General features: G+C 31.8%; 25 protein-coding genes and 1 riboswitch. Of the genes, 11 read left to right on the top strand and 14 right to left on the bottom strand.

Going from position 1 to position 26,895, the window contains the following annotated elements; translation table 11 throughout:
* Nucleotides 1-128: 128 nt before the first annotated feature.
* Nucleotides 129-304, top strand: a riboswitch (Lysine riboswitch).
* A gap of 81 nt (nucleotides 305-385) precedes the next feature.
* The 8 genes from CD116_RS07010 (at nucleotide 386) to lysA (ending at nucleotide 8,636) form a co-directional block, all read left to right on the top strand.
* On the top strand, nucleotides 386-1,591 hold the full coding sequence (locus CD116_RS07010; protein WP_047550686.1) for an aspartate kinase: 1,206 nt from the start codon (nucleotides 386-388) through the stop codon (nucleotides 1,589-1,591).
* 63 nt (nucleotides 1,592-1,654) lie between these two features.
* The gene (locus CD116_RS07005) at nucleotides 1,655-2,644 is read left to right on the top strand and encodes an aspartate-semialdehyde dehydrogenase (RefSeq protein ID WP_047529535.1); all 990 of its coding nucleotides are present in this window, start codon (nucleotides 1,655-1,657) and stop codon (nucleotides 2,642-2,644) included.
* A 1-nt stretch (nucleotide 2,645) separates the two neighbouring features.
* Nucleotides 2,646-3,533 (top strand): 4-hydroxy-tetrahydrodipicolinate synthase, encoded by an 888-nt coding sequence (dapA, locus tag CD116_RS07000; protein WP_047529533.1) that lies wholly within the window; start codon nucleotides 2,646-2,648, stop codon nucleotides 3,531-3,533.
* Complete coding sequence (dapB, locus tag CD116_RS06995; protein ID WP_047550689.1) at nucleotides 3,530-4,252, top strand: 4-hydroxy-tetrahydrodipicolinate reductase; 723 nt, start codon at nucleotides 3,530-3,532, stop codon at nucleotides 4,250-4,252. The genes dapA and dapB overlap by 4 nt, the downstream gene beginning before the upstream one ends.
* Before the next feature lie 25 nt (nucleotides 4,253-4,277).
* Complete coding sequence (gene dapD, locus CD116_RS06990; RefSeq protein WP_047529529.1) at nucleotides 4,278-4,997, top strand: 2,3,4,5-tetrahydropyridine-2,6-dicarboxylate N-acetyltransferase; 720 nt, start codon at nucleotides 4,278-4,280, stop codon at nucleotides 4,995-4,997.
* Nucleotides 4,998-5,139: 142 nt separating this feature from the next.
* Nucleotides 5,140-6,291, top strand: coding sequence for an amidohydrolase (locus tag CD116_RS06985; protein ID WP_047550692.1), 1,152 nt, complete (start codon nucleotides 5,140-5,142; stop codon nucleotides 6,289-6,291).
* Between the two features lie 4 nt (nucleotides 6,292-6,295).
* Nucleotides 6,296-7,381, top strand: coding sequence for an alanine racemase (locus CD116_RS06980; protein WP_047550695.1), 1,086 nt, complete (start codon nucleotides 6,296-6,298; stop codon nucleotides 7,379-7,381).
* On the top strand, nucleotides 7,371-8,636 hold the full coding sequence (lysA, locus tag CD116_RS06975; protein WP_047550698.1) for a diaminopimelate decarboxylase: 1,266 nt from the start codon (nucleotides 7,371-7,373) through the stop codon (nucleotides 8,634-8,636). Before CD116_RS06980 ends, lysA begins: the two co-directional genes overlap by 11 nt.
* Before the next feature lie 77 nt (nucleotides 8,637-8,713).
* Here lysA and CD116_RS06970 read toward each other — a convergent pair whose 3' ends face one another.
* From CD116_RS06970 to msaA, 4 genes are all read right to left on the bottom strand, one after another.
* A complete protein-coding gene (locus CD116_RS06970) occupies nucleotides 8,714-9,331 on the bottom strand; it encodes an FMN-binding negative transcriptional regulator (protein WP_047550701.1) in 618 nt (205 codons plus the stop codon).
* A gap of 94 nt (nucleotides 9,332-9,425) precedes the next feature.
* On the bottom strand, nucleotides 9,426-9,827 hold the full coding sequence (gene msaC, locus CD116_RS06965) for a sarA expression modulator MsaC (RefSeq protein ID WP_047529520.1): 402 nt from the start codon (nucleotides 9,825-9,827) through the stop codon (nucleotides 9,426-9,428).
* A 195-nt stretch (nucleotides 9,828-10,022) separates the two neighbouring features.
* A complete protein-coding gene (gene cspA, locus CD116_RS06960) occupies nucleotides 10,023-10,223 on the bottom strand; it encodes a cold shock protein CspA (RefSeq protein WP_000809131.1) in 201 nt (66 codons plus the stop codon).
* 170 nt (nucleotides 10,224-10,393) lie between these two features.
* Nucleotides 10,394-10,702 carry a regulatory protein MsaA gene (gene msaA, locus CD116_RS06950; RefSeq protein WP_047425470.1) on the bottom strand — a complete coding sequence of 103 codons (309 nt, stop codon included), beginning with the start codon at nucleotides 10,700-10,702 and terminating at the stop codon, nucleotides 10,394-10,396.
* A 162-nt stretch (nucleotides 10,703-10,864) separates the two neighbouring features.
* Here msaA and CD116_RS06945 point away from each other — a divergent pair, with 162 nt between their 5' ends.
* Genes CD116_RS06945 through CD116_RS06935 form a run of 3 tightly spaced genes read left to right on the top strand, consistent with a single transcriptional unit; the run spans nucleotide 10,865 to nucleotide 12,950 of the window.
* Nucleotides 10,865-11,134, top strand: a complete 270-nt coding sequence (locus tag CD116_RS06945; RefSeq protein WP_047550704.1) for an acylphosphatase — start codon at nucleotides 10,865-10,867, stop codon at nucleotides 11,132-11,134.
* Between the two features lie 18 nt (nucleotides 11,135-11,152).
* Nucleotides 11,153-11,782, top strand: coding sequence for a 5-bromo-4-chloroindolyl phosphate hydrolysis family protein (locus tag CD116_RS06940; protein WP_001788788.1), 630 nt, complete (start codon nucleotides 11,153-11,155; stop codon nucleotides 11,780-11,782).
* A gap of 31 nt (nucleotides 11,783-11,813) precedes the next feature.
* Nucleotides 11,814-12,950 carry a toxic anion resistance protein gene (locus tag CD116_RS06935; protein ID WP_047550707.1) on the top strand — a complete coding sequence of 379 codons (1,137 nt, stop codon included), beginning with the start codon at nucleotides 11,814-11,816 and terminating at the stop codon, nucleotides 12,948-12,950.
* A 72-nt stretch (nucleotides 12,951-13,022) separates the two neighbouring features.
* Here CD116_RS06935 and brnQ3 read toward each other — a convergent pair whose 3' ends face one another.
* From brnQ3 to arlR, 10 genes are all read right to left on the bottom strand, one after another.
* Nucleotides 13,023-14,366: a branched-chain amino acid-like transporter carrier protein BrnQ3 gene (brnQ3, locus tag CD116_RS06930; protein WP_047550710.1), complete on the bottom strand. Its 1,344-nt coding sequence runs from the start codon at nucleotides 14,364-14,366 to the stop codon at nucleotides 13,023-13,025.
* A gap of 297 nt (nucleotides 14,367-14,663) precedes the next feature.
* Nucleotides 14,664-15,272, bottom strand: a complete 609-nt coding sequence (locus tag CD116_RS06925) for a DUF3885 domain-containing protein (protein WP_047550713.1) — start codon at nucleotides 15,270-15,272, stop codon at nucleotides 14,664-14,666.
* 626 nt (nucleotides 15,273-15,898) lie between these two features.
* On the bottom strand, nucleotides 15,899-17,785 hold the full coding sequence (locus CD116_RS06915) for a VWA domain-containing protein (RefSeq protein ID WP_047550716.1): 1,887 nt from the start codon (nucleotides 17,783-17,785) through the stop codon (nucleotides 15,899-15,901).
* 13 nt (nucleotides 17,786-17,798) lie between these two features.
* Nucleotides 17,799-18,590: an ATP-binding protein gene (locus tag CD116_RS06910; RefSeq protein WP_047550719.1), complete on the bottom strand. Its 792-nt coding sequence runs from the start codon at nucleotides 18,588-18,590 to the stop codon at nucleotides 17,799-17,801.
* A gap of 178 nt (nucleotides 18,591-18,768) precedes the next feature.
* Nucleotides 18,769-18,972, bottom strand: a complete 204-nt coding sequence (locus CD116_RS06905; protein WP_047425485.1) for a DUF6501 family protein — start codon at nucleotides 18,970-18,972, stop codon at nucleotides 18,769-18,771.
* A 27-nt stretch (nucleotides 18,973-18,999) separates the two neighbouring features.
* Complete coding sequence (locus tag CD116_RS06900; RefSeq protein ID WP_047550722.1) at nucleotides 19,000-19,809, bottom strand: VOC family protein; 810 nt, start codon at nucleotides 19,807-19,809, stop codon at nucleotides 19,000-19,002.
* A 262-nt stretch (nucleotides 19,810-20,071) separates the two neighbouring features.
* Complete coding sequence (sucB, locus tag CD116_RS06895; RefSeq protein ID WP_047550725.1) at nucleotides 20,072-21,340, bottom strand: dihydrolipoyllysine-residue succinyltransferase; 1,269 nt, start codon at nucleotides 21,338-21,340, stop codon at nucleotides 20,072-20,074.
* A gap of 13 nt (nucleotides 21,341-21,353) precedes the next feature.
* Nucleotides 21,354-24,152 (bottom strand): 2-oxoglutarate dehydrogenase E1 component, encoded by a 2,799-nt coding sequence (locus tag CD116_RS06890; RefSeq protein WP_047550728.1) that lies wholly within the window; start codon nucleotides 24,150-24,152, stop codon nucleotides 21,354-21,356.
* 496 nt (nucleotides 24,153-24,648) lie between these two features.
* On the bottom strand, nucleotides 24,649-26,004 hold the full coding sequence (gene arlS, locus CD116_RS06885) for a sensor histidine kinase ArlS (protein WP_047447056.1): 1,356 nt from the start codon (nucleotides 26,002-26,004) through the stop codon (nucleotides 24,649-24,651).
* Nucleotides 26,001-26,660 carry a response regulator transcription factor ArlR gene (gene arlR / locus CD116_RS06880; protein ID WP_000192133.1) on the bottom strand — a complete coding sequence of 220 codons (660 nt, stop codon included), beginning with the start codon at nucleotides 26,658-26,660 and terminating at the stop codon, nucleotides 26,001-26,003. Before arlR ends, arlS begins: the two co-directional genes overlap by 4 nt.
* Nucleotides 26,661-26,895 lie beyond the last annotated feature (235 nt).

Below are 26,895 nucleotides of genomic sequence, written 5' to 3'. Positions count from 1 at the left end.
TTTTAAAGCTCTTATTGTTAACAAAAACCTTTTTTCAAAGTTGAATTTTCTGCTTATTCTAAAAAATCTAAATTATCGGTTTACATTCATAATTGTCATATGTATAATGTACACATACCAATTTAATAATATTTTGATGAGGCGCATCAATCATGAGTAAAGTTTAGATTACTGTCTGCTAACAGCTGAATTTGAAAGGGTGCGATGCCGAAGCGATTATAATAGCAGTTATAATTTGTTGGACTTTTTGGTTAAGAGCTGAGAGTTTGTCATTATTTAAAAATAATGGAGTGCATCACTTGTATATAGATTAAGAGCAAGTTCGCATTCCGAACTTGCTCTTTTTATATTATTGTGTGCCCTTCTTTTCAATTAGGAGGATTATATGGTAACCAGAAGTGTGTTGAAATTTGGCGGTTCATCCGTCAGTGATTTTACAAAAATAAAAAATATAGCCGAAATGTTAAAATCACGAGTAAGTCAAGATGAACAACTTATCGTCGTTGTGAGTGCTATGGGTAATACAACCGATCAATTGATGACGAATGTATCGACATTGACAAAAGCACCAAAACAACAAGAACTGGCATTATTATTGACAACCGGAGAGCAACAAACTGTCTCTTATTTATCGATGATATTAAATGATATAGGTGTTAATGCTAAAGCTATGACTGGCTATCAGGCAGGTATTAAAACTATTGGTCATCATTTAAAAAGTAAAATTGCACAAATTAATCCTCAAACATTTGAACATGCCTTTCAGGATCATGACATTTTAGTAATTGCAGGATTTCAAGGTATCAATGAACATCAAGAATTAACGACCCTAGGCAGAGGTGGTTCAGATACTACAGCAGTGGCACTTGCAGTCAGCAATCAAATTCCATGTGAAATCTATACAGATGTCGAAGGTGTATATGCGACTGACCCAAGACTTTTACCAAAAGCTAAACGACTCGACAACGTCTCATATGAAGAAATGATGGAAATGAGTGCCTTAGGTGCTGGTGTACTTGAAACAAGAAGTGTTGAATTAGCTAAAAACTATAATATCCCTATTTATTTAGGTAAAACATTATCAAATGTGAAAGGAACTTGGATTATGTCAAATGAAGAAATACTAGAGAAAAAAGCAGTCACAGGTGTGGCATTAGATAAACATATGATGCATGTCACGATTAGCTATCCCCTGCCGGACAACAAATTGCTGACACAATTATTTACAGAACTTGAAGAAGGTTCAGTTAATGTAGATATGATTTCACAAATCGTAAATTTAGAGGGCTTACAACTGTCTTTTACAATTAAGGACAGTGATTACCAACAAATTTCAATGATTCTAGAAAATTTGCAAAAGCAATTTGATGCATTGGCTTATAAAATCAATGAGCACTATGTCAAAATTTCATTAATCGGTTCAGGAATGAGAGATATGTCAGGTGTTGCATCACAGGCATTTTTAACTTTGATTGAAAATAACATACCATTTTACCAAACAACAACCTCAGAAATTAGTATTTCATATGTTATCGATAATTTTAATGGTCAATTAGCAGTAGAAAAACTATATGACGCATTTAACATTTAATGGTAAAATGATTGTTAAAATATTCTAAAAATTTGAAATTATTATAAAATGGAGTGACAAGTTATGACAAAATTAGCAGTTGTGGGTGCAACAGGATTAGTAGGTACAAAAATGTTGGAGACATTAAATCGTAAAAATATTCCTTTCGATGAATTAGTATTATTTTCATCAGCACGTTCTGCAGGACAAGAAGTTGAATTTCAAGGAATAACATATACGGTTCAAGAATTAACTGACGCTCGTGCAAGTGAGTATTTTGATTATGTATTAATGAGTGCTGGCGGTAGTACAAGTGAACACTTTGCCCCACTATTTGAAAAAGCTGGTGCCATCGTTATAGACAATTCAAGTCAATGGCGTATGGCAGAAGATATCGATTTAATCGTCCCAGAAGTAAATGAACCAACATTTACAAGAGGAATTATTGCAAATCCAAACTGTTCAACAATTCAATCTGTTGTTCCTTTAAAAGTATTACAAGATGCATACGGTTTAAAACGAGTTGCTTATACAACGTATCAAGCAGTTTCAGGATCAGGAATGAAAGGTAAAAAAGATTTAGCTGAAGGCGTAAATGGTAAAGCTCCTGAAGCATATCCACACCCAATTTATAATAACGTATTACCTCATATTGATGTGTTCTTAGAAAATGGGTATACAAAAGAAGAACAAAAAATGATCGATGAGACTAGAAAGATTTTAAATGAACCAAATTTAAAAGTAACTGCAACATGTGCACGTGTTCCTGTTCAAGATAGTCATAGTGTTGAAATCGATGTAACACTTGATAAAGAAACAACAGCAGAAGAAATTAAAGCATTATTTGATCAAGATACACGTGTTGTATTAGTAGATAATCCAGAAAATAATGAGTATCCAATGGCAATTAATTCTACTAATAAAGATGAAGTATTTGTTGGCCGTATTCGTCGAGATGATTCATTAGATAACACATTCCATGTATGGTGTACATCAGACAATTTATTAAAAGGTGCTGCATTAAATGCCGTACAAGTCTTGGAACAAGTCATGCGTTTAAAAGGAGCGAATTAAAATGACACATTTATTTGAGGGTGTTGGAGTTGCACTTACAACCCCTTTTACAAATAACGAAGTTAACCTTGAAGCTTTAACAGCACACGTTAATTTTTTACTAGAAAATGATACACAAGCAATCATTGTTAATGGTACCACTGCAGAGAGTCCTACATTAACGACTGAAGAAAAAGAGCTAATATTAAAAACAGTCATTGATTTAGTAGACAAAAGAATCCCTGTCATAGCAGGAACAGGTACAAATGATACCCAGAAATCTATACAGGCATCACTACAAGCGAAAGCATTAGGTGCTGATGCAATCATGTTAATTACGCCCTACTACAATAAAACAAATCAACGTGGTTTAATTAAACATTTTGAAACCATCGCAAATGCAGTAGAATTGCCAGTCGTGTTATACAATGTGCCATCAAGAACGAATATGACAATCGACCCAGAAACTGTAAAAACATTAAGTCATCATCCATATATTGTAGCTTTAAAAGATGCTACGAATGATTTTGAGTACTTAGAAGAAGTAAAAAAACGAATCAATACAAATTCATTTACATTATACAGCGGTAATGATGACAATGTAGTAGAATATTATCAACGTGGTGGTAAAGGGGTTATTTCTGTCATTGCAAATGTTATACCTAAAGAATTTCAAGCGTTATACGATGCTCAACAAAGTGGATTAGATATTCAGGATCAATTTAAACCAATTGGCAATTTATTATCAGCCCTATCAGTTGATATTAATCCAATTCCAATCAAGGCATTAACGAGTTATTTAGGATTTGGCGACTATGAATTACGATTGCCATTAATCACGTTAGAAGAAGCTAATACTAAGGTGCTTCGCAATGCATACGACAAATATAAAGCGGGTGAAAACGAGTGAAAATATTACTAATCGGCTATGGTGCAATGAATCAACGTGTTGCTAGACTGGCAGAAGAAAAAGGTCATGAAATCGTTGGTGTTATTGAACCTACACCTAAAGAAACAACTCCATATAAGCAATATCAACATATTGCGGATGTAAAAGATGCAGATGTTGCAATAGATTTTTCAAATCCAAATCCTTTATTCCCTTTATTAGATGAAGAGTTTCATTTGCCATTAGTTGTGGCAACAACTGGCGAGAAAGAAAAACTACTTAATAAGTTAGACATGTTAAGTCAAAATATGCCTGTATTTTTCAGTGCAAATATGAGTTACGGTGTTCATGCATTAACTAAAATTTTAGCAGCTGCTGTTCCCTTACTTGACGATTTCGATATCGAATTAACAGAGGCTCATCATAATAAGAAAGTAGATGCTCCAAGCGGTACACTAGAAAAGTTGTATGACGTTATTGCATCTTTAAAAGAAAATGCAACACCTGTTTATGATAGACATGAACTTACTGAAAAACGTCAACCACAAGAAATTGGCATTCACTCGATTCGTGGTGGCACGATTGTAGGTGAACATGAAATATTATTTGCAGGCACTGATGAAACCATTCAAATTACACATCGTGCACAGTCAAAAGATATTTTTGCAAATGGTGCAATTCAAGCAGCAGAACGTTTAATCAGTAAACCAAACGGCTTTTATACGTTTGATAATCTATAAACATATTAAAGGAGAATTATTATTTATGGTACAACATTTAACAGCTGAAGAAATTATTCAATATATAAGTGACGCGAAAAAATCTACACCGTTAAAAATATATGTAAACGGTGACTTTGACGGCATCACATATCCAAAAAGTTTTAAAGTGTTCGGTTCAGAACAATCTAAAGTTATCTTTTGTGAAGCAGATGATTGGAAACCTTTTTACGAAACATATAGTAGCAAATTTGAGGATGTAGAAATTGAAATGGATCGTCGTAACTCTGCTATTCCATTAAAAGATTTAACAAATACTAATGCTCGTATTGAACCAGGCGCATTTATCAGAGAGCAAGCTATTATAGAAGATGGTGCCGTCGTTATGATGGGTGCAACAATTAATATTGGTGCTGTCGTTGGCGAAGGTACAATGATTGATATGAATGCTACATTAGGTGGACGTGCAACGACTGGTAAAAATGTACATGTTGGCGCTGGTGCAGTATTGGCTGGTGTAATTGAACCCCCTAGTGCTTCACCAGTCATCATTGAAGATGACGTATTAATTGGTGCAAATGCAGTTATTTTAGAAGGAGTACGTGTTGGTAAAGGCGCTATCGTTGCAGCAGGAGCTATTGTTACGCAAGATGTACCAGCCGGTGCAGTTGTCGCTGGTACGCCTGCAAAAGTGATTAAACAAGCTTCTGAAGTACAAGATACTAAAAAAGAAATTGTAGCAGCATTAAGAAAATTAAATGACTAGTTACGTCAACGTATAATAATTCTAAGGTTGAGATACGGTTATGTCTCAACCTTATTGTTTATATTTTCATATATTAAAAATTAAAGATTTTAAAATGAGTTACACTATAAGTAAAGTAATTTAACATAAAGGATTGATAATTATGAATGAATTAGAATTTGTTACGAAGCATCGTCGTCATTTACATCAACATCCTGAACTTAGCTTACATGAATTTGAAACAACTGCTTATATCAAAGCATTTTTAGATAGTTTAAATATTCAATACGACTGCCCTTTAGAAACAGGAGTCATTGCTTATTTAAAAGGAAATGGCTCCCATACTATAGCATACAGAGCTGATATTGATGCGTTACCTATTTTAGAAGAAAATGATGTTCCTTATCGTAGTCAAAATGATCATGTGATGCATGCATGTGGTCATGATGGACATACAACTGCATTAATGCTATTTGTACAACGATGCAAAGAGATGCAAGATGCTGGACAATTACCGCAAAATGTCGTTTTCATCTTCCAACCTGCAGAAGAAACAGGTGGCGGTGCAAATCGATTAATTCAGGCAGATGCTTTTGAAAAATATCCAATTGAAGCGGTCTTTGGTATACACGTTAACCCTTTTGCTAATGAAGGAATTGCAGTAATTAGAGATGAAGAAATTACAGCTAGTGCAACGGAATATCGCTTTTTCTTAAAAGGATTATCAAGTCATGTGGCTGATAAAGAACAAGGTCATTCATGTGGTGAAGCATTACAGCATGTTCTGACTCAAATTTCACAGATTCAACAATTTCATCTAAACGGTTTGAAACGAAATATCGTTCATATTGGTCACTTTGAAGCTGGTGAAGCGATTAATACGGTTCCAAGTAATGGTTATTTAGAAGGAACTATTCGTACATATGATATTGATGATTTAACTATTGTTAAAAATCAAATGCTTAAAATAGCTGAAAGTGTAAAACTATTGTTCAATGTTAATTGTGAAGTTAAATTTGCAGAAGGATATCCTCCTACAATTAATAGTCCAAAGTTACGTGCTCAAATAGAACAAGCACTGCTTCAAGCAAATTTAGATGTTTATGATAAACCAACACCATTTTTATTCGGTGAAGATTTTAGCTTCTACGGACAAAAACTTGCACCGGCTTATTTTGTATTTATTGGTACACGTAATGAAGATAAAGACTTTGTTACCGGTTTACACACGTCACATTTAAATTTCGATGAAAAAGTGTTAATTGATGTGGCCAATTTTTATGAAAATTTATTAATAAATTACAAAGAGGTGTAGTATATTGACAGCAACATGGTCTGTAAATACGAAGACATTTTTACAAAATGCAATAACAGTAAAAAACAATCAACCAATAATGGCAGTTGTTAAAAACAATGCATACCACTATGACCTAGAATTTGCTGTATCCCAATTTATCCATGCAGGTATTGATACGTTTAGTACTACGTCATTACGTGAAGCGATCAGAGTTAGACAACTTGCACCTCATGCAACGATATTCTTAATGAATGCAGTATATGATTTCGATTTAGTCCGTGAGCATAACATTCATATGACTTTGCCTTCTTTGACATTTTACTATGAACATAAAGAAGAATTGGCTGGTATTCATGTTCACTTAGAATTTGAAAATTTATTACATCGTTCTGGATTGAAGAATTTAAATGAAATTAAAGAAGTATTGAAAGATCATCAACATAATCAAAATGACAAAATGATAATTAGCGGTTTGTGGACTCACTTTGGATACGCTGACGAGTTTGATGTGTCTGATTATATTGTCGAGCGTGAGCAATGGATGGAAATTGTTGAGACACTTTTATTTGAAGGTTATCAATTTGATCTAATACATGCACAAAATAGCGCAAGTTTTTATCGAGAAGGACAAGAATTACTCCCCCACCATACACACGCACGCGTAGGTATTGCACTATACGGTTCAAGACCATACAGTTCATTACAACAGGAAGAGATAGTTCAATCTTTAACTGTAAAAGCAAATGTGATTCAAATACGAGAAGTCCAATCTGGTGATTATTGTGGTTACAGCTTTGCTTTTGAAGCTACGAAAGATCATACAAAATTAGCTGTTGTTGATATTGGTTATGGTGATGGGATTTTAAGAACGCGTTCTAAACATGAAGCACTTATCAAAGGCAAACGATTTCCTATTCGTGCATTAATGATGAGTCATATGTTTGTTGAAGTTGATGACAATGTACATGCACAAGATGAAGTTATTCTTTATAATAATGATATACGCATTGATGAATACACTTTTAAAGGTGTAGGTGCAAATTCAGAACAATTAAGTGCAATGAATCACGATTCTTTAAAAAAGGAGTACATTTCAAATGACTGTTAAATATAATCAAAACGGTGAATTAACAATGGACGGCATAAGTTTAAAAACGATTGCGCAAAGCTTCGGTACCCCTACCATTGTTTATGACGAATTACAAATTAGAGAACAAATGCGTCGATATCATCGCGCATTTAAAGAAAGTGGCTTAAAATATAATATCTCATATGCTTCAAAAGCATTTACTTGCCTTCAAATGGTCAAACTTGTAGCTGAAGAAGATTTACAACTAGATGTTGTTTCCGAAGGTGAATTATACACTGCATTAGAAGCAGGTTTTGAACCAAGTCGTATTCATTTTCACGGTAACAATAAAACGAAACATGAAATTAGATATGCTTTAGAAAATAAAATCGGGTATTTTGTGATTGATTCATTAGAAGAAATTGATTTAATTGATCGATATGCCAATGATACGGTTCAAGTAGTTATACGTGTGAACCCAGGGGTTGAAGCACATACACATGAATTTATACAAACTGGACAAGAAGATAGTAAATTTGGATTATCAATTCAATATGGCTTAGCCAAAACAGCAATTGAAAAAATCCTACAATCCAAACATTTAAAATTAAAAGGTGTTCATTGTCATATTGGTTCTCAAATTGAAGGAACAGAGGCATTTATCGAAACTGCTAAAATCGTACTGCATTGGTTAAAAGAACACAACATTCAAGTCCATTTATTGAATCTTGGTGGCGGCTTTGGAATTAAATATGTTGAAGGTGATGAAAGTTTCCCTATCGAAAAAGGTATTAAGGAAATTACAGATGCGATAAAATCTGAAGTGAAAGTTCTAGGTATAGATACACCTGAAATAGGTATTGAACCGGGACGATCTATTGTAGGTGAAGCTGGTGTTACTTTATATGAAGTCGGAACAATTAAAGAAATTCCAGGGATCAATAAATATGTTTCAATCGATGGCGGTATGAGTGATCATGTCAGAACAGCACTTTATGACGCAAAGTATCAAGCAATGCTTGTTAATAGAAATGAAAACGCAAATGACAATGTAACAATAGCTGGAAAATTATGTGAGTCTGGAGATATCATAATTAGAGATGCTAAATTACCGTCATCAGTAAAACGTGGTGATTATCTTGCAATCCTTTCAACAGGTGCATATCATTATTCTATGTCATCTAATTACAATCAAATGCAAAAGCCATCCGTATTTTTCTTAAAAGACGGTAAAGCACGAGAAGTCGTAAAGCGACAATCGTTAAGACAACTCATTATTAATGATACAAAATAATTTATTAAATAAATCCCCTAATCACGGAAAAACTGTGACTTGGGGATTTGTTTAGTTATTATGAAATAATTGTTAAATTATAAATAAGGATGAATATCTCTCATTACATCAGCTACAGCATTGCTACTTGAATTATGCTCATCTTCGAGCTTTTTAATAATATTGTTGTAATCTTGTTCATTTCGATTTTGACTCATTTTGTATGCAGCTTCTACCTTGTTTATTTTGACTTTAAATCCGATGATTGCCTTAGCTTGCATTCGTGTACTTTCTGCAAGATTATCCCACAAAACTGGATTTTCACGATATTGTTCATACTTTGCTAGTAACGTTTTCAAATCATTCATCGTTTCTTGTTCACTCAATACAGTCGCTTCCCCATATAAATGAATTGCCTGATAGTTCCAAGTTGGTACATTTTCCTTTTCATACCATGATGATGAAACATAAGCATGTGGGCCTTGATATATAATCAACACATTGCTATTCCTATTTAATGTCTTCCATTGCGGATTTCCTTTAGCAATATGTCCACTAATATAATAATCATCACCTTTTTTCTGTAAAATCAATGGTAAATGTGTAGCTAATGGCTTGCCAGATTTCTCAGTTATAATCATTCCAAAAGAGTTACTTTTTACAAATTGTTCGATTTCTTTAAAATCATCTATTTGAAAGAAATTGGGTATATACATATAATCCCCCCCTCTTTAACAATATTGATTATATAGTGAAATTTCAACAATTACATGTATTTTAGCTAATATTAAAACCTCATTATATTCAAGGTTAATCTTTCCACCTAGCTTGTTTCTTTAAATAATATAATACGATAAAAATTAGCAACAAATATAACGTAAAGAAAACTATTTCATCAAAACCGAAATCTTTACTTGTAATTAAAATATCGATGTCCTCTAAATCCATCATTTCAGTTTTAATGTAACTATTAAATCTTGGTAATTCCATTAAATGCACATTGTAAATATAGTAATAAAAGTCTATAAAAAAGATGTTAAAAAATATGTATGTCTTATCTAGATTAGTTTTAAAAAATAAAATGCCTGATATTGTCATTGGAATCACTAGTATAAGCATCATTGCTACTAAAATATTAATATTTAAACCAATTGCAGATAAAATGCCAAATATCAATAAATTAGCAACTAAACTAAGGATAAGATATTTCATAAAATCACCTCGTCGTTAAATACCATAATTATATTATATAAATATAATTTTATATTGCAAACAAGGTTGAGGACATAAAAAAGAGTGCTCAATTTGATATTGGCACTTAAAGCATTAAGTATTAGTAATAAGCATATAAAAACACCTTACATCTTGGTAAGGTGTTAGTTAAAATCAATGATTATAATCTAAGAATTATAGTTTAACAACGTTTGCAGCTTGAGGACCGCGATCGCCTTCAACTACTTCAAACTCAACAGCTTGACCTTCTTCTAAAGATTTGTAACCATCTTGGTTAATTGCTGAAAAATGTACGAATACGTCATTTTCTCCTTCAACTTCGATAAAGCCGAATCCTTTTTCAGCGTTAAACCATTTAACTGTACCTTGTTTCATAATCTGAAACCTCCAAGACTAAAATTCATTCAATATGCTTATTCGCATATTACAAAAAATACATGCAAATTTCACTCAAATATTCTTTGCAATATGGAATAATCATCTGCTTAACTTGTATTATAGTGCAGTTATTACCAAATTGCAATACAATAATAAAAAATATTCATTTAATCAATTATTGGTAGTTTATAATATACTTCATTATTTTGTAAAACAATGAAACTATAAAATATTTGTAAATCCTCTTCACAATCTTCGCAATAGTTCATATCACAATTATTATAAAATGCATAAATATTATATTTTCCTGTGACATAATTATCAAATTTAACTTTGCAATGATTAATTAATTGTTGATAGTGCGCAAGCATATCATCAAAAGTCTGATATTCATACTTTTCAACAATGTTATCTGGCCAGTCACTGAATAACCACCATCCCTCATAATCGGCTCTAATTTTGGTAACTGTCCACATTATTAAAGACCCCTTCCATACTTCAAGAACTATATACTTATTTTTAAACCTTTCGACTCTGAAAATCAAGTTTGACGACTCGAAACAATCATGATTAGTACTATAGTAATTATTAGTTTTTTTGAGTAAAACTCCGTATAATAACAATATGAGGTGGTAAATATGAGACATATACTTTTACAAGTATTTGGGCGCGTACAAGGCGTCGGATTTAGATATTTTACTCAGCGTATTGCAATGAAATATAGCATAGTCGGAACTGTTCAAAATGTAAATGATTATGTAGAGATATATGCACAAGGGGATGAAAAAGATATAGAGAAATTTATACAAAGCGTAATTGATGGTGCCTCACCAGCATCTGATGTGACAAATCATCATTTAGAAGAACTAGAACCTAATCAAACATTATCAGATTTTAGATCAATATAAAATGCTAAATAAAGGAAGATGACAGTGAGATATAATATTTCTCATATATTTGGGGTGTTAGTGGGAATTCCTGTAGCGTTTTTAACAAGCATATTTGGGATGATTGCACTTGATGTATCTTTTTTAATTGATATGTCTATTGGTATTGTTGGCTTTTTAATGACATACCTACCGATACAAAAACTCACTTCACGCAAATATTTAAACGAAATTGGTTTGACTAGAAAAGACTATCGCTATATTCGAAATCAGTTAAATCATACACACCAAAAGCTTAGAGGTATTTTAAAAACGTATGTCAATATAAGATCAATTAAAGATTTTAGGCAGATTAATGATATATACCAAATTTCACGTTCTATTTATACGACAGTTAGACAGAGACCTGCATCATTTTATAAAGTTGAAGGCTTTTTTTATTCTCATATTGATAATGCATTAAATTTGGTTGATGCATATACACGTCTAGCAAAAATGCCAAAAAAATCAATTAATGAACAACAAAAATTAGAACAAACACGAATTACTTTGGATGAGGTCAAACGAACATTAATCGCTGATTTAAAGCGTCTCAACGAAGATGATTATGAACGTTTAGATATTGAAATGGAATTAAATAAGTTACATCAAAAGCATCATCAAGATTGATGTAAAATAGCAACTATTGGAGAGATTATTGATGACTGAAAATAAAAGTTTCAAAGAAAACCATCCACTAGATGATTTTATAAGCGATAAAGAATTATCGAATACTACTATTCAAAAAGAAAAGTTAACAATTGAACAACAAAAACAGGTAGACACAATCAGTAAACAAATTAACCCTTTAAACAATGAAGGTTTATTAGCGTTTGGTTCTGATTTACAAAAACAAATGTCTCAATTTTCACATCAAATGTTGGATGAAGTACAAAGTAAAGATGTTGGTCCTATTGGAGATACTTTGTCAGATTTAATGTCAAAACTAAAGTCAGTTAATCCAAATGAGTTAAATACTGATAAACCATCTCTGTTTAAAAAAATCTTTAGCAGAGCCAAGTCTTCTATCAATGAAATTTTTTCAAGAATGCAATCTGTCAGTGCTCAAGTTGATCGTATAACAATCCAACTTCAGAAACATCAAAGTCATTTAACAAGAGATATTGAGTTATTAGACACATTATATGATAAAAATAAGCAATATTTTGATGACTTATCGTTGCATATTATTGCAGCACAACAGAAAAAATTACAATTGGAAACTGAAACCCTTCCAAAATTGCAAGAGCAAGCGCATCAGTCAACTAACCAAATGGATATTCAACAAGTTGCAGATATGCAACAATTTATAGATAGACTAGATAAACGAATTTACGATCTACAACTTTCAAGACAAATCGCGTTGCAGACTGCGCCACAAATTAGAATGATTCAAAATGTTAACCAAGCACTTGCTGAAAAAATTCAAAGCTCTATTTTAACAAGTATTCCTTTATGGAAAAACCAAATAGCCATTGCGTTAACACTTATGAGACAACGAAATGCAGTTGCAGCACAACGAGCTGTTACAGATACAACAAATGACTTATTAACAGCCAATGCGGAAATGCTTAAACAAAATGCAATTGAAACTGCAACTGAAAATGAGCGTGGCATAGTCGACCTCGATACATTGAAACGTACGCAGAATAATATTATTGAAACAATTGAAGAAACTCTAATTATTCAACAACAGGGTCGCGAAGAACGACAATTAGCTGAAAAAGAATTACAACAATTAGAACAAGATTTAAAGTCACATTTAGTGAATATTAAAGGACCTAATAAACAATCATAAATTACGAATTAGGTAATAACAAAAGGAAGCATCCTATCATTGAATTGGAGATGCTTCCTTTTATATTATTCATTATTCCTGTTGATATTTAATTGGATCTTGTTTTACAAATTTACCAACTAGATAGCCTAAAAGCGTTGCAAAGATTGCCACTGGGAACCATTCTAAAGAATATGCTCTTAAAGGCAATGATTCAATAAAGTTAATTTTCAGCCAACCTAACTTACTAATAACACTGAAAATCGACAATATAAATACAATAATAACCGGAATTTGTTGCGTAATACGTTTTGTTGGTATGAATTTGGCAATTAAAATTAATAATACAACAGTTATTGCTACTGGATATACAATGCTTAATACTGGGATTGACATTGATATAACAGCATTTAAACCTTGGTTAGCAATAATAAAACTCATTAGAATGAATATTAACACAAATGCTTTATATGATACTTTTGGTACGATTCTATGGAAATATTCAGAAACTGCAACAATAAGCCCACATGCTGTAGTAAGACATGCCAATGCCACAATGATGCCCAATAAATATTTTCCAAATGAACCAAATCCTGTTGAAGCCATTGTCGTTAATAAATATGTCCCAATATTTCGGTCTTTGGATTTCAATTGATCTAACATCATGTCACTTACCGGCATATGATTACCAATATAACCTAATGATATATATATGAAAATTAAAGCAACGGCCGCAATTAAACCAGCAGTCAAAGTTTGTTTGAAAATTTGATTCGTTTTTGTAATACCTGTTAGTTTTACTGCATTAACAACAATCATTGAAAAAGCAATTGCTGCAATGGCATCCATTGTTAAATAGCCTTGAGTGAATCCTTCGGCAAAACTTGAAAAATTAGAATGATAGAGAGCTTCATTGCCCTTTCCAGCATTATTGCCGCTAAAGTCTATGTATCCCTTAATAATCATCGCTAAAATAGTAATCAATAACAATGGTGTTAATAATGAACCAATACGATCGATTAACTTAGATGGATTTAAACAAATATACAAAACGACTATGAAATAGATAATCGTAAATATAAATAAAGCGATACTACTGTTGCTATGTATAATTGGTGTAATTGTCATTTCAAAAGATGTAGATGCAGTTCTTGGTATTGCGAAAAGTGGTCCGATAGTCAAATAAATAATAATTAAGAACATTATTGAAAATTTAGGTGAAATTTTATTTAATGCACCAATATATCCTTCTTTATCAAGTGCACCTACAATCACACCTAGTAATGGTAAACCAATCCCAGTTAGAACAAACGCTAAAATGGCAGGCCAAAAATATTGACCACTATCCAATCCGAGATTAGGAGGAAAAATTAGATTGCCTGCGCCAAAAAACATAGCGAAGAGCGTAAACCCAATGACCCATGTATTTTTATTCATAGAGTTACTCCTTTTTTGAAAACACGAAATAATTTACAAGTAAATATTTTAGCACAAAAAATAATAAAGAGTCTACATGAAATATGTTGTACATAGCAGGATTAAAACAAATGTGTTGTTTAAATCAGACTGTGACAGAAAATAAAATTCTTCAAATTTACTTTTTAGCTAGTAATAGATGACTTTTGTTCACAATTTTTAGATAGTCAAATTAAGATAAATCACTACTTTACTGTTTTTTAACGCCAGTAATTAAAATAGCTACTTTTAATAATTTGTCATTTGTTAGATAAAAAATTAAATATCTTCAAAATCAAATACTGATATTAAATCGTTATATTTTTCAGAATATCTTGCATAATCTTCATCATTATTAAAAGCTAACCAGAGTCCCCTATCATCATATAAATGATATATTAAGTTTTTAGTATTATTAATTATATATATTTCAGAATATGTATCGTTCTGATTGATATTTGGAACTAAGCCTTTAAAGTCTTGATTGGATATAGCTTTTAACAATTTTTTATATTTTATATCTTTTAGGGTACACTTATATGAAAACTCTCCGCACAAAATATTTTCATCCATCACAAACATATATTCTTTAAAGTAATATAATTTATCTATTGTTAACGATGTGAATTTTTTTATTATATTTGTTTTCTTATATGGTTCATTATATACATATACAACATGAACCAAATTTATAGAATCAGAGGATGAAAATAAATCCTCAAAAATGTTAATCGCATTTTCATATACAGCCAAAAAATAAGCTTTATTAATAGTATTGCCATTATCCAATAACTGGTATTTATCGCCACTTAAATTTAAATGAATTGCGTTTTTTATTTTAGAAAAATTCAACTTTTTTATGTCCGAACTATTTATATCAAAACGCATAATTTATAACACCCTTTTCCCTTAAGATTTTCCCTTCTTTAATTAAAGAAGTTATTCTTTTTCCTTTGCTATTTATTAACTTCTAATTAGAACCATCATGTGGTTTGCCCTTAAATTTGGGCGTAGTCCATTTAGTTTTGGATCTCCCTAGGTAGTTTTCCCTAAACATACCGTAAATTCTTATATCAGAAGAATCAGTCCTGTGTTCACCTCTGATAATAATGGTGTCAGGTGTCCATCTATCAACTACATTTTCATGGATATAAGCTTGACTGTTCTTTTAGGAGTAGTATTCCATGTCGGCCTCGGCCGCAATTAGATTTTCTTTACTTGCATTCTTGATGATATTCAAGTGCAGATATACCTGACTTAAGAGCATAGATTACGTTATATATTGTCTGTTTAGAACGTTTCTATCTACTTGAAATCTCTTTAACTGAAAGATTCTAGATTTAATATGCTGCTATGAATGTAAATCTATCCGTGTTAGGTTATGTATAGTCCATTCCGTACTAACTCCTTATGTTTTCTTTGGCAAGAAATACATATGGAGTTTAGCATAGAAGGCATTTTTAGTTGGCTAGCTTAATTTCACAATTTCACATAAACTCATATTTTAAATTTATTCATAAAGATTTAAGTAGTAATTTTTTCAATAATGGAGAAAGATGTCCAGGTAAATGCGCAACACCTTCAACGAAAATAGCATATTGACCATAAATATTATGAATTGTTTGTTCAACATCTTCAGTTATTGGATCTTGACTCAAAAATACATTAAATACTTCAATGCCAAATTTACGTGACATTTCTACAGCTTCATACGTATCAATAATACCATCTTGACTATAATTAAATGCAGACGGTTCGCCGTCTGAAAATACGATTAAAAATCGTTGATGTTGATTTCGACGCATTAATCGTTCACTTGCAACTCTAATAGCAACACCATCACGATTATCATCTTGAGGTTCAAGTGCCATAATACGTGGGCCATCTTTTTCAAAGGTTGAGTAATCATAGTTAATAATTTCATTAATGATATTTGGTTGTGCATGCTCGTCTGAATCAAAGGCGTCCTCACTGAATGATAAAATTTCATGTTTAATGTTCAATGCTTTTAACGTCTCGTGGAATAACACAACACCTTTCTTCGTTTCAGCCATTTTATCATGCATACTTGCTGACGCATCAATTAACAATGTAAACGTCGCATCAAATGATTTACTTAAATCTTGTTTTTTGTAAAACAATTTATACTGATCGTCGATAAACCAATTAATTAAATCCTTTTGTAATCGCCCTTTAGTTAAATTATAACGAGCATCACGTTGCTCTCTTTCGATTGTTTTCTTAATGATTTGAATTAAATCTTTGATTTCGTATTGAACAGCTTGCTTCGATTCTTGATATTCTAATACATATTGTGGCTCAATTTCAGGAATTTGCCATTTTATTTCTACATTTTTGTTCACACCATCAAGTTGAAATGCCTGGCTTTGACCAACAGCATCGCCTTCTTCACGATTTAGCGTATCGTTTGATCCTTTGCCCTTTTTGGTCATCATATCAGTCATATCGTCTGTAGCATCGCCTTCACGTGCTTCATCATCACCCAATGTTTCACTATTTTGTCCTTCGTGAAGCTCCATTTCTAAATAGGCACCGCCTTTTGACTCACTATCTGCAGATTTAGAGTCAGCTTTTTCACTTTGGTTATCATCATCTTCTGAAGTATCATCTTGCCCATCGACTTGGCTTGCATCCGTTCTCTTCAATTCATCAAAATCTTCACTAGCTAATGTTTCATATAATGTTTTTGGTAAGTAATAATATTCGTTCAACATATCTTCTTTTAAAATGTGATCCACTTGATACATGATGCGTTGAACTAGATACATATTATCTTCAGAATTTTGATTTTGGAAAAAATTAGGTAAATATAAGAACATATTAACTAAAATATCATCTAAATCTGAATGTATAGATGGTATATCAAAGAAATCTTGACTTAAAAATGCATGTTCTAAATACAAAAATAATAAATCTGTATATTGTGTTTTAGTACGATAAACTTTTATTTGAGATTCTGTATAAGCAATACGAGTAGCTAAACGAAGATTAACCAATTTAGCAGTACTTGGTCGTTGCTCCTTTATTGTATTAAATACACGCATATCTTCTAATAATTTAAAGAGTTGTTGATAAAATTTAGGATGTTTAAATGTTTCATCATTTGCTACTTCATTAACAATTGAAATATCCATCATTTGATATCCATAAGCCGCTAACATAACATCCGTTTTTAAGCCAGCCATTTCGATATGGCTGGGTCGATGTGACCAAAACCAACTTGTAATTAATACATTTTGAATTGGATTATAATAAGGGAACTTTTGAATTTTAACTTGTGTTTGTTCATTTTCTAATAGAAGTCGCGCTAAGTCTTGCAACATCATAACTTGTTTCGCGTCTAACTGTTCGTCGTTAAATTTTATGAAACGATCACTCATATTTTATCCCTCTTTAAAAATTTAATTCTACAGCGTTGTAAATTGCTTGTTGTTCACGTTCATCTTCTAATTTATCTATAATTGTACGTTTTATTGCTCGTTCAACTGGCATAACAGTCAATAAGTCACATAAATCTAATAATGCACGAATACTTGCGGCTTCTTCAGAAATTTGCCCTTGCTTAGACATTGTGCGTAAATCTTCATTAAATTTAATAATTTGTTCAATTTGTTTGTCTTCTTGCAACAAACTTTGTTCTTTTATAACATTTTTCAAAATATCCCCATCAATATAATCAACGTGAATAACGACAAATCGATTTTTTAATGCTTCATTCATTGGTAATGTTCCAACATATCCTTCATTGATTGCTGCTATCACATTAAAACCTGGTGCAGCCTTAATGACTTCACCAGTATAAGGATTTGTAATTTGTCGACGATAATCTAGCACACCATTCAGTACAGGTAAGGTTTCTGGTTTAGCCATATTGATTTCATCAATATATAAAATATGTCCTTCTTTCATCGCCTTGATAACTGGACCATCAACAAAGACAATTTCTTGTTGACCTTGAGCATTTGTTTTAATTGTTTTAAAGCCTAATAGACTTTCTGTATCTAAATCTACAGAACAATTCACTTGATGCATCGGTGTATCAACAACTTCACTTAAGGTTTCCGCCAACTTTGTTTTCCCAGAACCAGTTGGACCTTTCAGCAAAATATTTTTATTTAAATCAAATAATGCTTTTGCATCATTAAAAACAGTTGAATCTGAATTCTTATAGTGTTTAAGTGACATTTTTAAAACATTCTCCTTTAAATAAAGTAAAAAACTAAGACACGGAAAATGTATCCAAATGCCTTAGTTTACTATTCTATTCTGATATAAATTACAATTCATGAAATTTGAATTGATTATATTTTAACAAATTTAGCAAATGAAAATCTCATATTAGGATTTATTTCAATAGTTAAGCTTATACTTCTTTGAAATATGTTTTATAATAGCCACCAACTAATCCTGAATTATCAATAATTTGATAATATTCTTCAGTTTCATTGATAACATCATACTGTTTACCTATAGTTAACATATCAGATACTGTAAATTTCTTGGCATCGGTATTTATAACTTCTACTTTCTTAATAGGTGTATGATCTTTCCAAGTTTCATGTAACATATAATTCTTCCTCACTATCGTAAATAATTATTTTTGTAAAGTGAATATAAAAGATAATCCACTATTTTCGGTAATTCTAATTGATTCTATATCTTCTTGTTCAAGTGTTTGATAAGGAATTTCGACCTCATCTAAACGTAATTTCGCTTGGTTAAAGTAATCTTTATCTTTCGTTTCGAATTCAACTTGATCAACTGCACCATATTCTGGCATCTCAATTTCTTTGTCAGTAGGCATCAAATGGATCTCGCCACCTAAACCACCTTCACCAATTTTAAAAACTTGAACATGGTAATCAGCATCATCGAATGGTTGGTATTCTGCAAATACTTCAAGACCGAATATATTCGTTAAAATTTGTGCTGTGATATCGACATGGTTCACTTTAAGAATAACTGGTCCTAAACCTTGTACTTGATGTAACGGATTGACAGTACTTTCGAAAGAAGGCATACCTAAACCTACGCCATAATTATTCTCGTTTGAATATATTGAGAAAATATGACCATTGTTATCTTCGAAGCTGAAATATTTATTACCATTTAATTCTTTAACTGTTGTAAATGGAATATCTTTACTTGATAATATTTCTGCATACTCTTCTAAACCTAAGTCGCTAGGTGTACGTAGTCCGATACCAACAAAATGCGTATCAGATAATTGTTCACTTGGAACTTGTATAAATTGAAGTCTTGTTCCTGCACTAATATCAGCATCGCCAAAGCGAATTGAATTATCAAGTAGTTCTTCATAATTTAACCCTAATATGTCAACCATATAATGTTTAGTTTGTTCAATATTTGTTGTACCTAATGTAATGCTTCTAAGTCCACACATTATAGCCACCTCTATCTTTATCTTTACGAATATATTATAACTTATTTTAATCATAAATTATAGAATACCGGTCAGTTGATTTTGATTATAGATTCATATGTGAAAAGTGTATTTCTTTTTAAGAACAAATTTGTGTTAACAGTTAACATAATAATATTATAGTTATAATTGATTAAGTCTTTCAACAATTATCTAGTTTTATAAAAATAAAAGAACATAGCGACTTGTAAAAATTGCCGCTATGTTCTTAAATATTATGATTTTAAGATTCTAATAATAAGTCTTCTGGGTTTTCAATCAATTCTTTAATAGTTTTTAAGAAACCAACTGCTTCTTTACCGTCAATAATTCTATGATCATAGCTTAATGCGATATACATCATTGGACGATTTTCAATTGTATCTTGATCAATCGCAATTGGTCTTGTAATGATTGAGTGCATACCTAAAATTGCAGCTTGATTACCGTTGATAATTGGCGTACTCATCATTGAACCGAAAATACCACCATTTGTAATTGTAAATGAACCATTTACCATGTCATCTAAACCAAGTTTTTTCTCTCTTGCTTTCACTGCTAAATTTGCAATTTCTGCTTCAATTTCAGCAAAATTCTTTTTATCACAGTCTCTAACAAATGGTACTAATAATCCGTCATCTGTAGATACAGCTACACCAATATCATAATACTGCTTTGTAATCATATCTTCACCATCAATTTCTGCATTGACTTCTGGATATTTCTTCAATGCTGCAACAGATGCTTTAGTAAAGAATGACATAAATCCTAACTTAGTGCCATCATGATCTTTCATAAACTGTTCTTTCTTACGTTTACGTAATTCCATTACATTAGTCATATCAACTTCGTTAAATGTCGTTAACATTGCTGTATTATTAGATACTTCTAATAATTTTTTAGCAGCTGTTTTCTTTCTACGTGACATTTTTTCACGAATAACTGGTTTTGTTGGATATTGATTGTATTTTTTCTCTTCTTTAGCAGGTGCTTTTTGTGAAGTTGGAGCTGGTACTTGTTGTTTCTTATCAATATCTTCTTTACGAAGCACATCATTTGTTTTCGGACTTACTTCAGCTAAATTCACACCATTTTCACGCGCATATCGACGAGCAGAAGGTGTAGCGTTAACACGTTGTTGATTTTCATCAGATGTTTTTGATTCGATTGAATCATCACCCGTAACTTTCTCTGCTTTATTGTTCTCTGTTTCTTCTTTTTGTTGTGGAGTTTTATCTTTATCTTTATCTTTTTCTGACTCATTTGAAGCATTTTCACTGCCTTCGCCAATGACAGCAATTGCTTGACCTACTTCAACCGTGTCACCTTCACTTGCAAGTTGTTCAGAAAGTACACCTGCTTCTTCTGATACTACTTCGACATTTACTTTATCAGTTTCTAATTCAAGAATAGCTTCACCTTTTTCTACGCTATCCCCAACGTTTTTTAACCATTCTGCAATGGTACCTTCTGTAATAGATTCTGCTAATTCTGGAACTTTAACCTCTGGCATGACTTATTTCCCCCTAGTTATTTTTTAATGCGTTTTCTATAATTTTACTTTGAACAAGTTTATGAATCTCGCCGTCACCTTCAGCTGGTGCTGCTCTTTGAATCCTACCATGGTAACTTAAATCATATTTATCTGATACCAGTACTTTAACATATGGATAAACATACAACCATGCACCTTGATTTTTAGGTTCTTCTTGAACCCATGACACTTCTTCAAGTTTAGGTAACTGTTCTAATAGTGCTTTAATTTCTTCTTCAGGGAACGGATATAATCTTTCAATTGCTACTAATAATACCGTTTCATCTGGATTTTTAGCTAAAGCTTCTTTTAAATCAATAAACATTTTCCCTGTTGCTAAAATAACTTTTGTAACCTTATCCGATTGATATGATTCTGTCAAAATTGGTTCAAACCCACCAGCAGTAAATTCATCAATTGGTTTTGCAACAGTTTTATTTCGCAATAAGCTTTTTGGTGACATAACAACTAATGGTCGCATTTGTTCAGAATCTAAACTAGCTGCTTGTGCACGCAATAAGTGGAAATAATTACTTGAACTAGATAAGTTTACAACTGTGCAATTGTTTTCAGCAGCTAATTGTAAAAATCTCTCTAATCTTGCTGATGAATGTTCAGGCCCCTGTCCCTCATATGCATGAGGTAAGAATAATGTTAATCCTGAACGTTCTCCCCATTTTGAGCGAGAACTGAATAAGAAGTTGTCAAAAATCATTTGAGACATATTGGCAAAATCACCATATTGCGCTTCCCAAATATTGAAACTTTTTTTGTTTTCCACATTATAACCGTATTCAAAGCCAACTACTGCTGCTTCTGAAAGCGGAGAATTGTGTATATCAAATGTCGCTTTTTGATCAGGGACATGATGTAACGGTGTATATGTTTCACCTGTTTGCTCATCATGCAACACAGCATGTCTATGACTGAATGTACCACGTTCGCTATCTTGACCAGTTAATCGAATTGGTATGCCATCTTGTAAAATCGTAGCAAATGCAAGTTGTTCTGCTTGCGCCCAATCGACTAAACCATTTTCTTTAATAAACGGCTCATGACGCTTCTCAAGAACTTTGTTTAACTTTTTCAAAATATTAAAGCCATCCGGATATGTTAACAACGCCTCATTTATTTCTTTTAAATGCTCAAATGTAAATGATTGTTTGTCTGCTTGTAAAGGTAATGCAAGATCTGCTGGCTTTTCCATATCTGGATTATCCATTTTATCAGCTTTATTAATCTTATCATGCGCTTGTCTTAATTCCTTTTGTACTTGCTCTATAAACGAATGCATTTCATCTTCCGAAATAACACCTTCATTAACAAGCTTTTTGCCAAACACATATTCTACAGAGTCATGTTTGCGAATATTCTGATAAGGAACAGGATTCGTAATTGAAGGTTCATCCATTTCGTTATGACCATAACGACGATAACCTACTAAATCAATCACAACATCTTTATGGAACTCTTTTCTAAATTCCATCGCAATGTCAATAGCTTCAATTGTAGCTTCTACATCATCAGCATTGACGTGGAAAATAGGTACATCATAACCTTTTGCCACATCAGTAGAATAAGTTGTTGAACGTGCATCGACTGGTTCAGTTGTAAAACCAATTCTATTGTTCGTAATGATATGCAATGAACCGCCCGTTGAATAACCTTTCAAGTTACCTAAGTTCATTGTCTCAAAGTTAATGCCTTGTCCAGGATAAGCAGCATCACCATGTATGATTATTGGCATTGCTTTATGATGATCAGTTGTCGGCGCACCAGCACGATGTGTATCATCTTGAGCCGCTCTTGTTCGACCTTCTACAACCGGTGCAACAATTTCCAAATGACTTGGATTGTTAGCTAATGCGATTCGTTGAGTTGTACCGTAAGAGTCAGTTGTCTTTATGCCACCTAAATGATACTTTACATCTCCAGTCCAACCAGCAGTTAACTGCAAACTATCATCTTCAGGTAAAAATTTCATTGGATCTGTATGCATAAATTCTGAAATCATCATTTCGTAAGGTTTTTCTAAAACATGCGTTAAGACATTTAAACGTCCACGGTGAGCCATGCCTATTTGTATATTTTTAATACCTTCTTTAGCGGCGATTGTGATTGTTCGTTGTAACATTGGAACAAGCGCGTCTACCCCTTCAATTGAAAAGCGCTTTGCACCAACGAAATTTTTATGAAGATATTTTTCAAAACCTTCAACATAAGCTAATTGTTTAAATAGTGCCCTTTTTTCGTTATTATTTAACGTTACTTTATATGGCGTTTCAATTCTTCTTTTTAACCAACCACGCTCCGTATTATTATTAATATGCGTATACTCAAACGCGATTGGTCCTTTGTAACGTTTTTCCATTCTTAAAATTGCTTCATAAGCATTATCATAAATGTCGGCAAAGTGATCTGAAACAATTCCTGCTGATATACCTTCTAAAGTTTGTTGATCTAAATCAAAGTCTTCAATCTCTAATTTAGGTACATGTTTCCTTTTAGGAGGATTTACAGGATAAATATCGGCTTTAAGATGCCCGTATTGGCGAATATTATCAATTAAACGCATGACACGTTTAATTGTTCCGTCACTATTTTGACTACTTGTACTTTTTAAAGCTGGTACAATTGAGTCATCATTCTTAATTGTGCTGAATAAGACTTGTAAATCTTCTGGTACAGATGATGGATCTTGTAAAAAGTCATCATATAGATCTAACATTAGACCTAAATTCGCACCGAAGTTTACAGGAGCCTCTGAAACTTCTTTTCTTTCGTTAGTCATTTTACACCCTCCACAAAAATGTTGAAACGCTTACAATGTAATAATATCACTATTTAGTTATTTGTTAAAGTAGATTTACCTATTTATCTACTAAAAAGAAGAATCAACAAAAGCGTTGATTCTTCTAGGTTTATAGATATATTTTATTGTAAATTTTGAAGCTGGGATAGAAATGATAAAGAAGCACTAATGACTTATTATATAATGGTTCTTACACATTAGCTGTGGCTAAAGTGTACTTAAAAATAGGAATACATGAGCAAAACTTATACATAAGAAATACTAATTTCTAAAGAAAAAGTATTCCTTTATTGTTGTATCCCCAACTTGCACATTAATGTAAGCTGACTCCCGTCTGCTTCTGTGTTGGGGCCCGTCCCATGCAATGTTGTGTCTAGAATTGGAAAAGCTTGTTACAAACGCATTTTCATTCAGTCAACTACTAGCCAATATAACATTGTAGATTCTAGGACATTGTTTTATATTCCATACATGATTAAAAAATGATTTTAAATGTTGTTCCTTTATTGATTTCACTTTTGATTTTTATAGTACCACCATTTAACTGTATGATTTTTTGCGCAATTGATAAACCTAATCCATTACCTCCTTGACTTCTAGACCTAGACTTATCAACACGATAAAAACGATCAAAAATGAAATCTTGATCTTCTTTAGGAATACCAATACCGTGATCTGTTATTTCGATAATCTTCTGCTTATTCTTTAATCTTGTTTTTACTTTGATTTTTTTATTTTTAACATCATATTTAATAGCATTGTCAATAAATATTAAAAATAGTTGTTCAAATTGATGAGGTTTCATTTTAATTTCAAGGTTTTTAGAAGTAAGATCTGTTTCAAACTGATAATCTGGGTGTAATTGTTTCAATGAATGAATTCTTGAACGAATTTCATCATTAATATGAACTACTTGCGTTTCTGATGAAATATCATTCACATCACCTTTTGTGAGTTCAAGCAATTCTTCTACCAATTTGATAATACGATTCATTTCTTCAATTGAAATATTTAAAGATTCCTCTAGTATTGCTGGGTCTTTTTTGCCCCAACGTTGAATTAAGTTTAGATGTCCTTGAATGATTTGAAGTGGTGTTCTTAATTCATGAGACGCATCTTCAACAAATTGACGTTGTTGATTAAACGATTCTTCAATTTGACTCATCATTTCGTTAAATGTGTTTGCTAAATTATCAATTTCTTCATAATTTGTGTTTAATTGCAACTTATTTTGAAAACCATCGCGTCTAATCTCAATCATTTTATTGGATAAGCTTACAAGTGGTTTAGTGATTTGCGTTGAAAATACATAACTAATCGTTGCTGTAATAATTGTTGCAATGACACCGAATGCTAGTGCAATGATATATAATGATTTAACAATGTTATCGTAATTTTCAAGGGAATGAATTAATAAACTGTATCCCTTAAAATCTTGAGTCGTAATAGGCTCTTTAATTATCAAATAATCTATACCTTTATAATTTTTTTTAATTACACGGTCAAAATATCTATGTTCATAACCAGGTTCAACTCGAACTGTATTATCATTTGAAGTTTCAAATAATTTATTATTGTGTTCATCATATATAATAATTTCTTGAAAATTACCTAATGAAGCATTCAAATCTAATGCGGAAATATCTTTAACAGGCTTAGAATGAAAAAGATTGTTTATATCACTCGAACTTCGCTCTGCATCGTCAAGTTCACTATTATGTAATGTATCTTTCAAGAAAAATATTATAATCAAACAGAATAAGAAAATGGTAACAAAAGTAATCATCGTTGTGACAATAATCCAGTTATTGCGCAATTTTCGTTTTGTCATCGTATCACATACCCTACGCCACGTACAGTTTCAATCATTTTATCGCGATCATATGGCTTTAATTTATTACGTAAATATCTAATATAAACGTCTACTACATTTGTTTCAACTTCACTGTTATAACCCCAAACGTGATTTAAAATTTGTTCCCGTTGCATAACATGGTTTTTATTTTCAGCAAGTAAATATAATAAATCATACTCCGTCTTGGTTAAATCTATTTCAGCGCCATTTACAGTAACTTTAAAAGCATTTTTATCTATAGTTATACCATTAACATCAATAATATCTTTTTGTGGTTGTCGACGTAATATAGCACGAATTCTAGCTAAAAGTTCTTCTATATCAAAAGGTTTAACTATATAGTCATCTGCCCCATAATCAAGACCAGCTACTTTATCATAAGTATCACTTTTAGCTGTAATTATTATAATTGGTGTAGATTGATGTTGTCTTATTTTCCGGCAAATTTCTAAACCATTTATCGACGGTAGCATTAAATCTAAAATAATTAAATCATAGTAATGACTAAGTGCCTTGTCTAAACCATCTTGTCCATCATATTCAGTATCAACATTGTAATTTTCATGTGTGAGTTCTAATTCGATAAATCTTGCTAAATTTTGTTCATCTTCTACTATTAAAATTTGCGTCATTTGTACACCTCATATTACGACTTTTTCTAATAAGGTAATATATATTAAATTTTGTATTTTTCCATACAATAGTTGTTTTACAAATTAGTTTGTTTACATTTAAATTTTATCACAAATCAATAAATCTGTTTCGAATTTTTCAGAGTTAAATCATTAATTATTTATTAACTTGACTACTAAGCATTGACTTTTTAAAACATTTTCAATTTTTAATGCTAACTCTATCATAAAAGGA

The organism is Staphylococcus schweitzeri, from assembly GCF_002902405.1.
Lineage (GTDB): Bacteria > Bacillota > Bacilli > Staphylococcales > Staphylococcaceae > Staphylococcus > Staphylococcus schweitzeri.
Note: the sequence above shows the minus strand (reverse complement) of the source record. Positions and strands in the feature narration are given on the sequence as shown.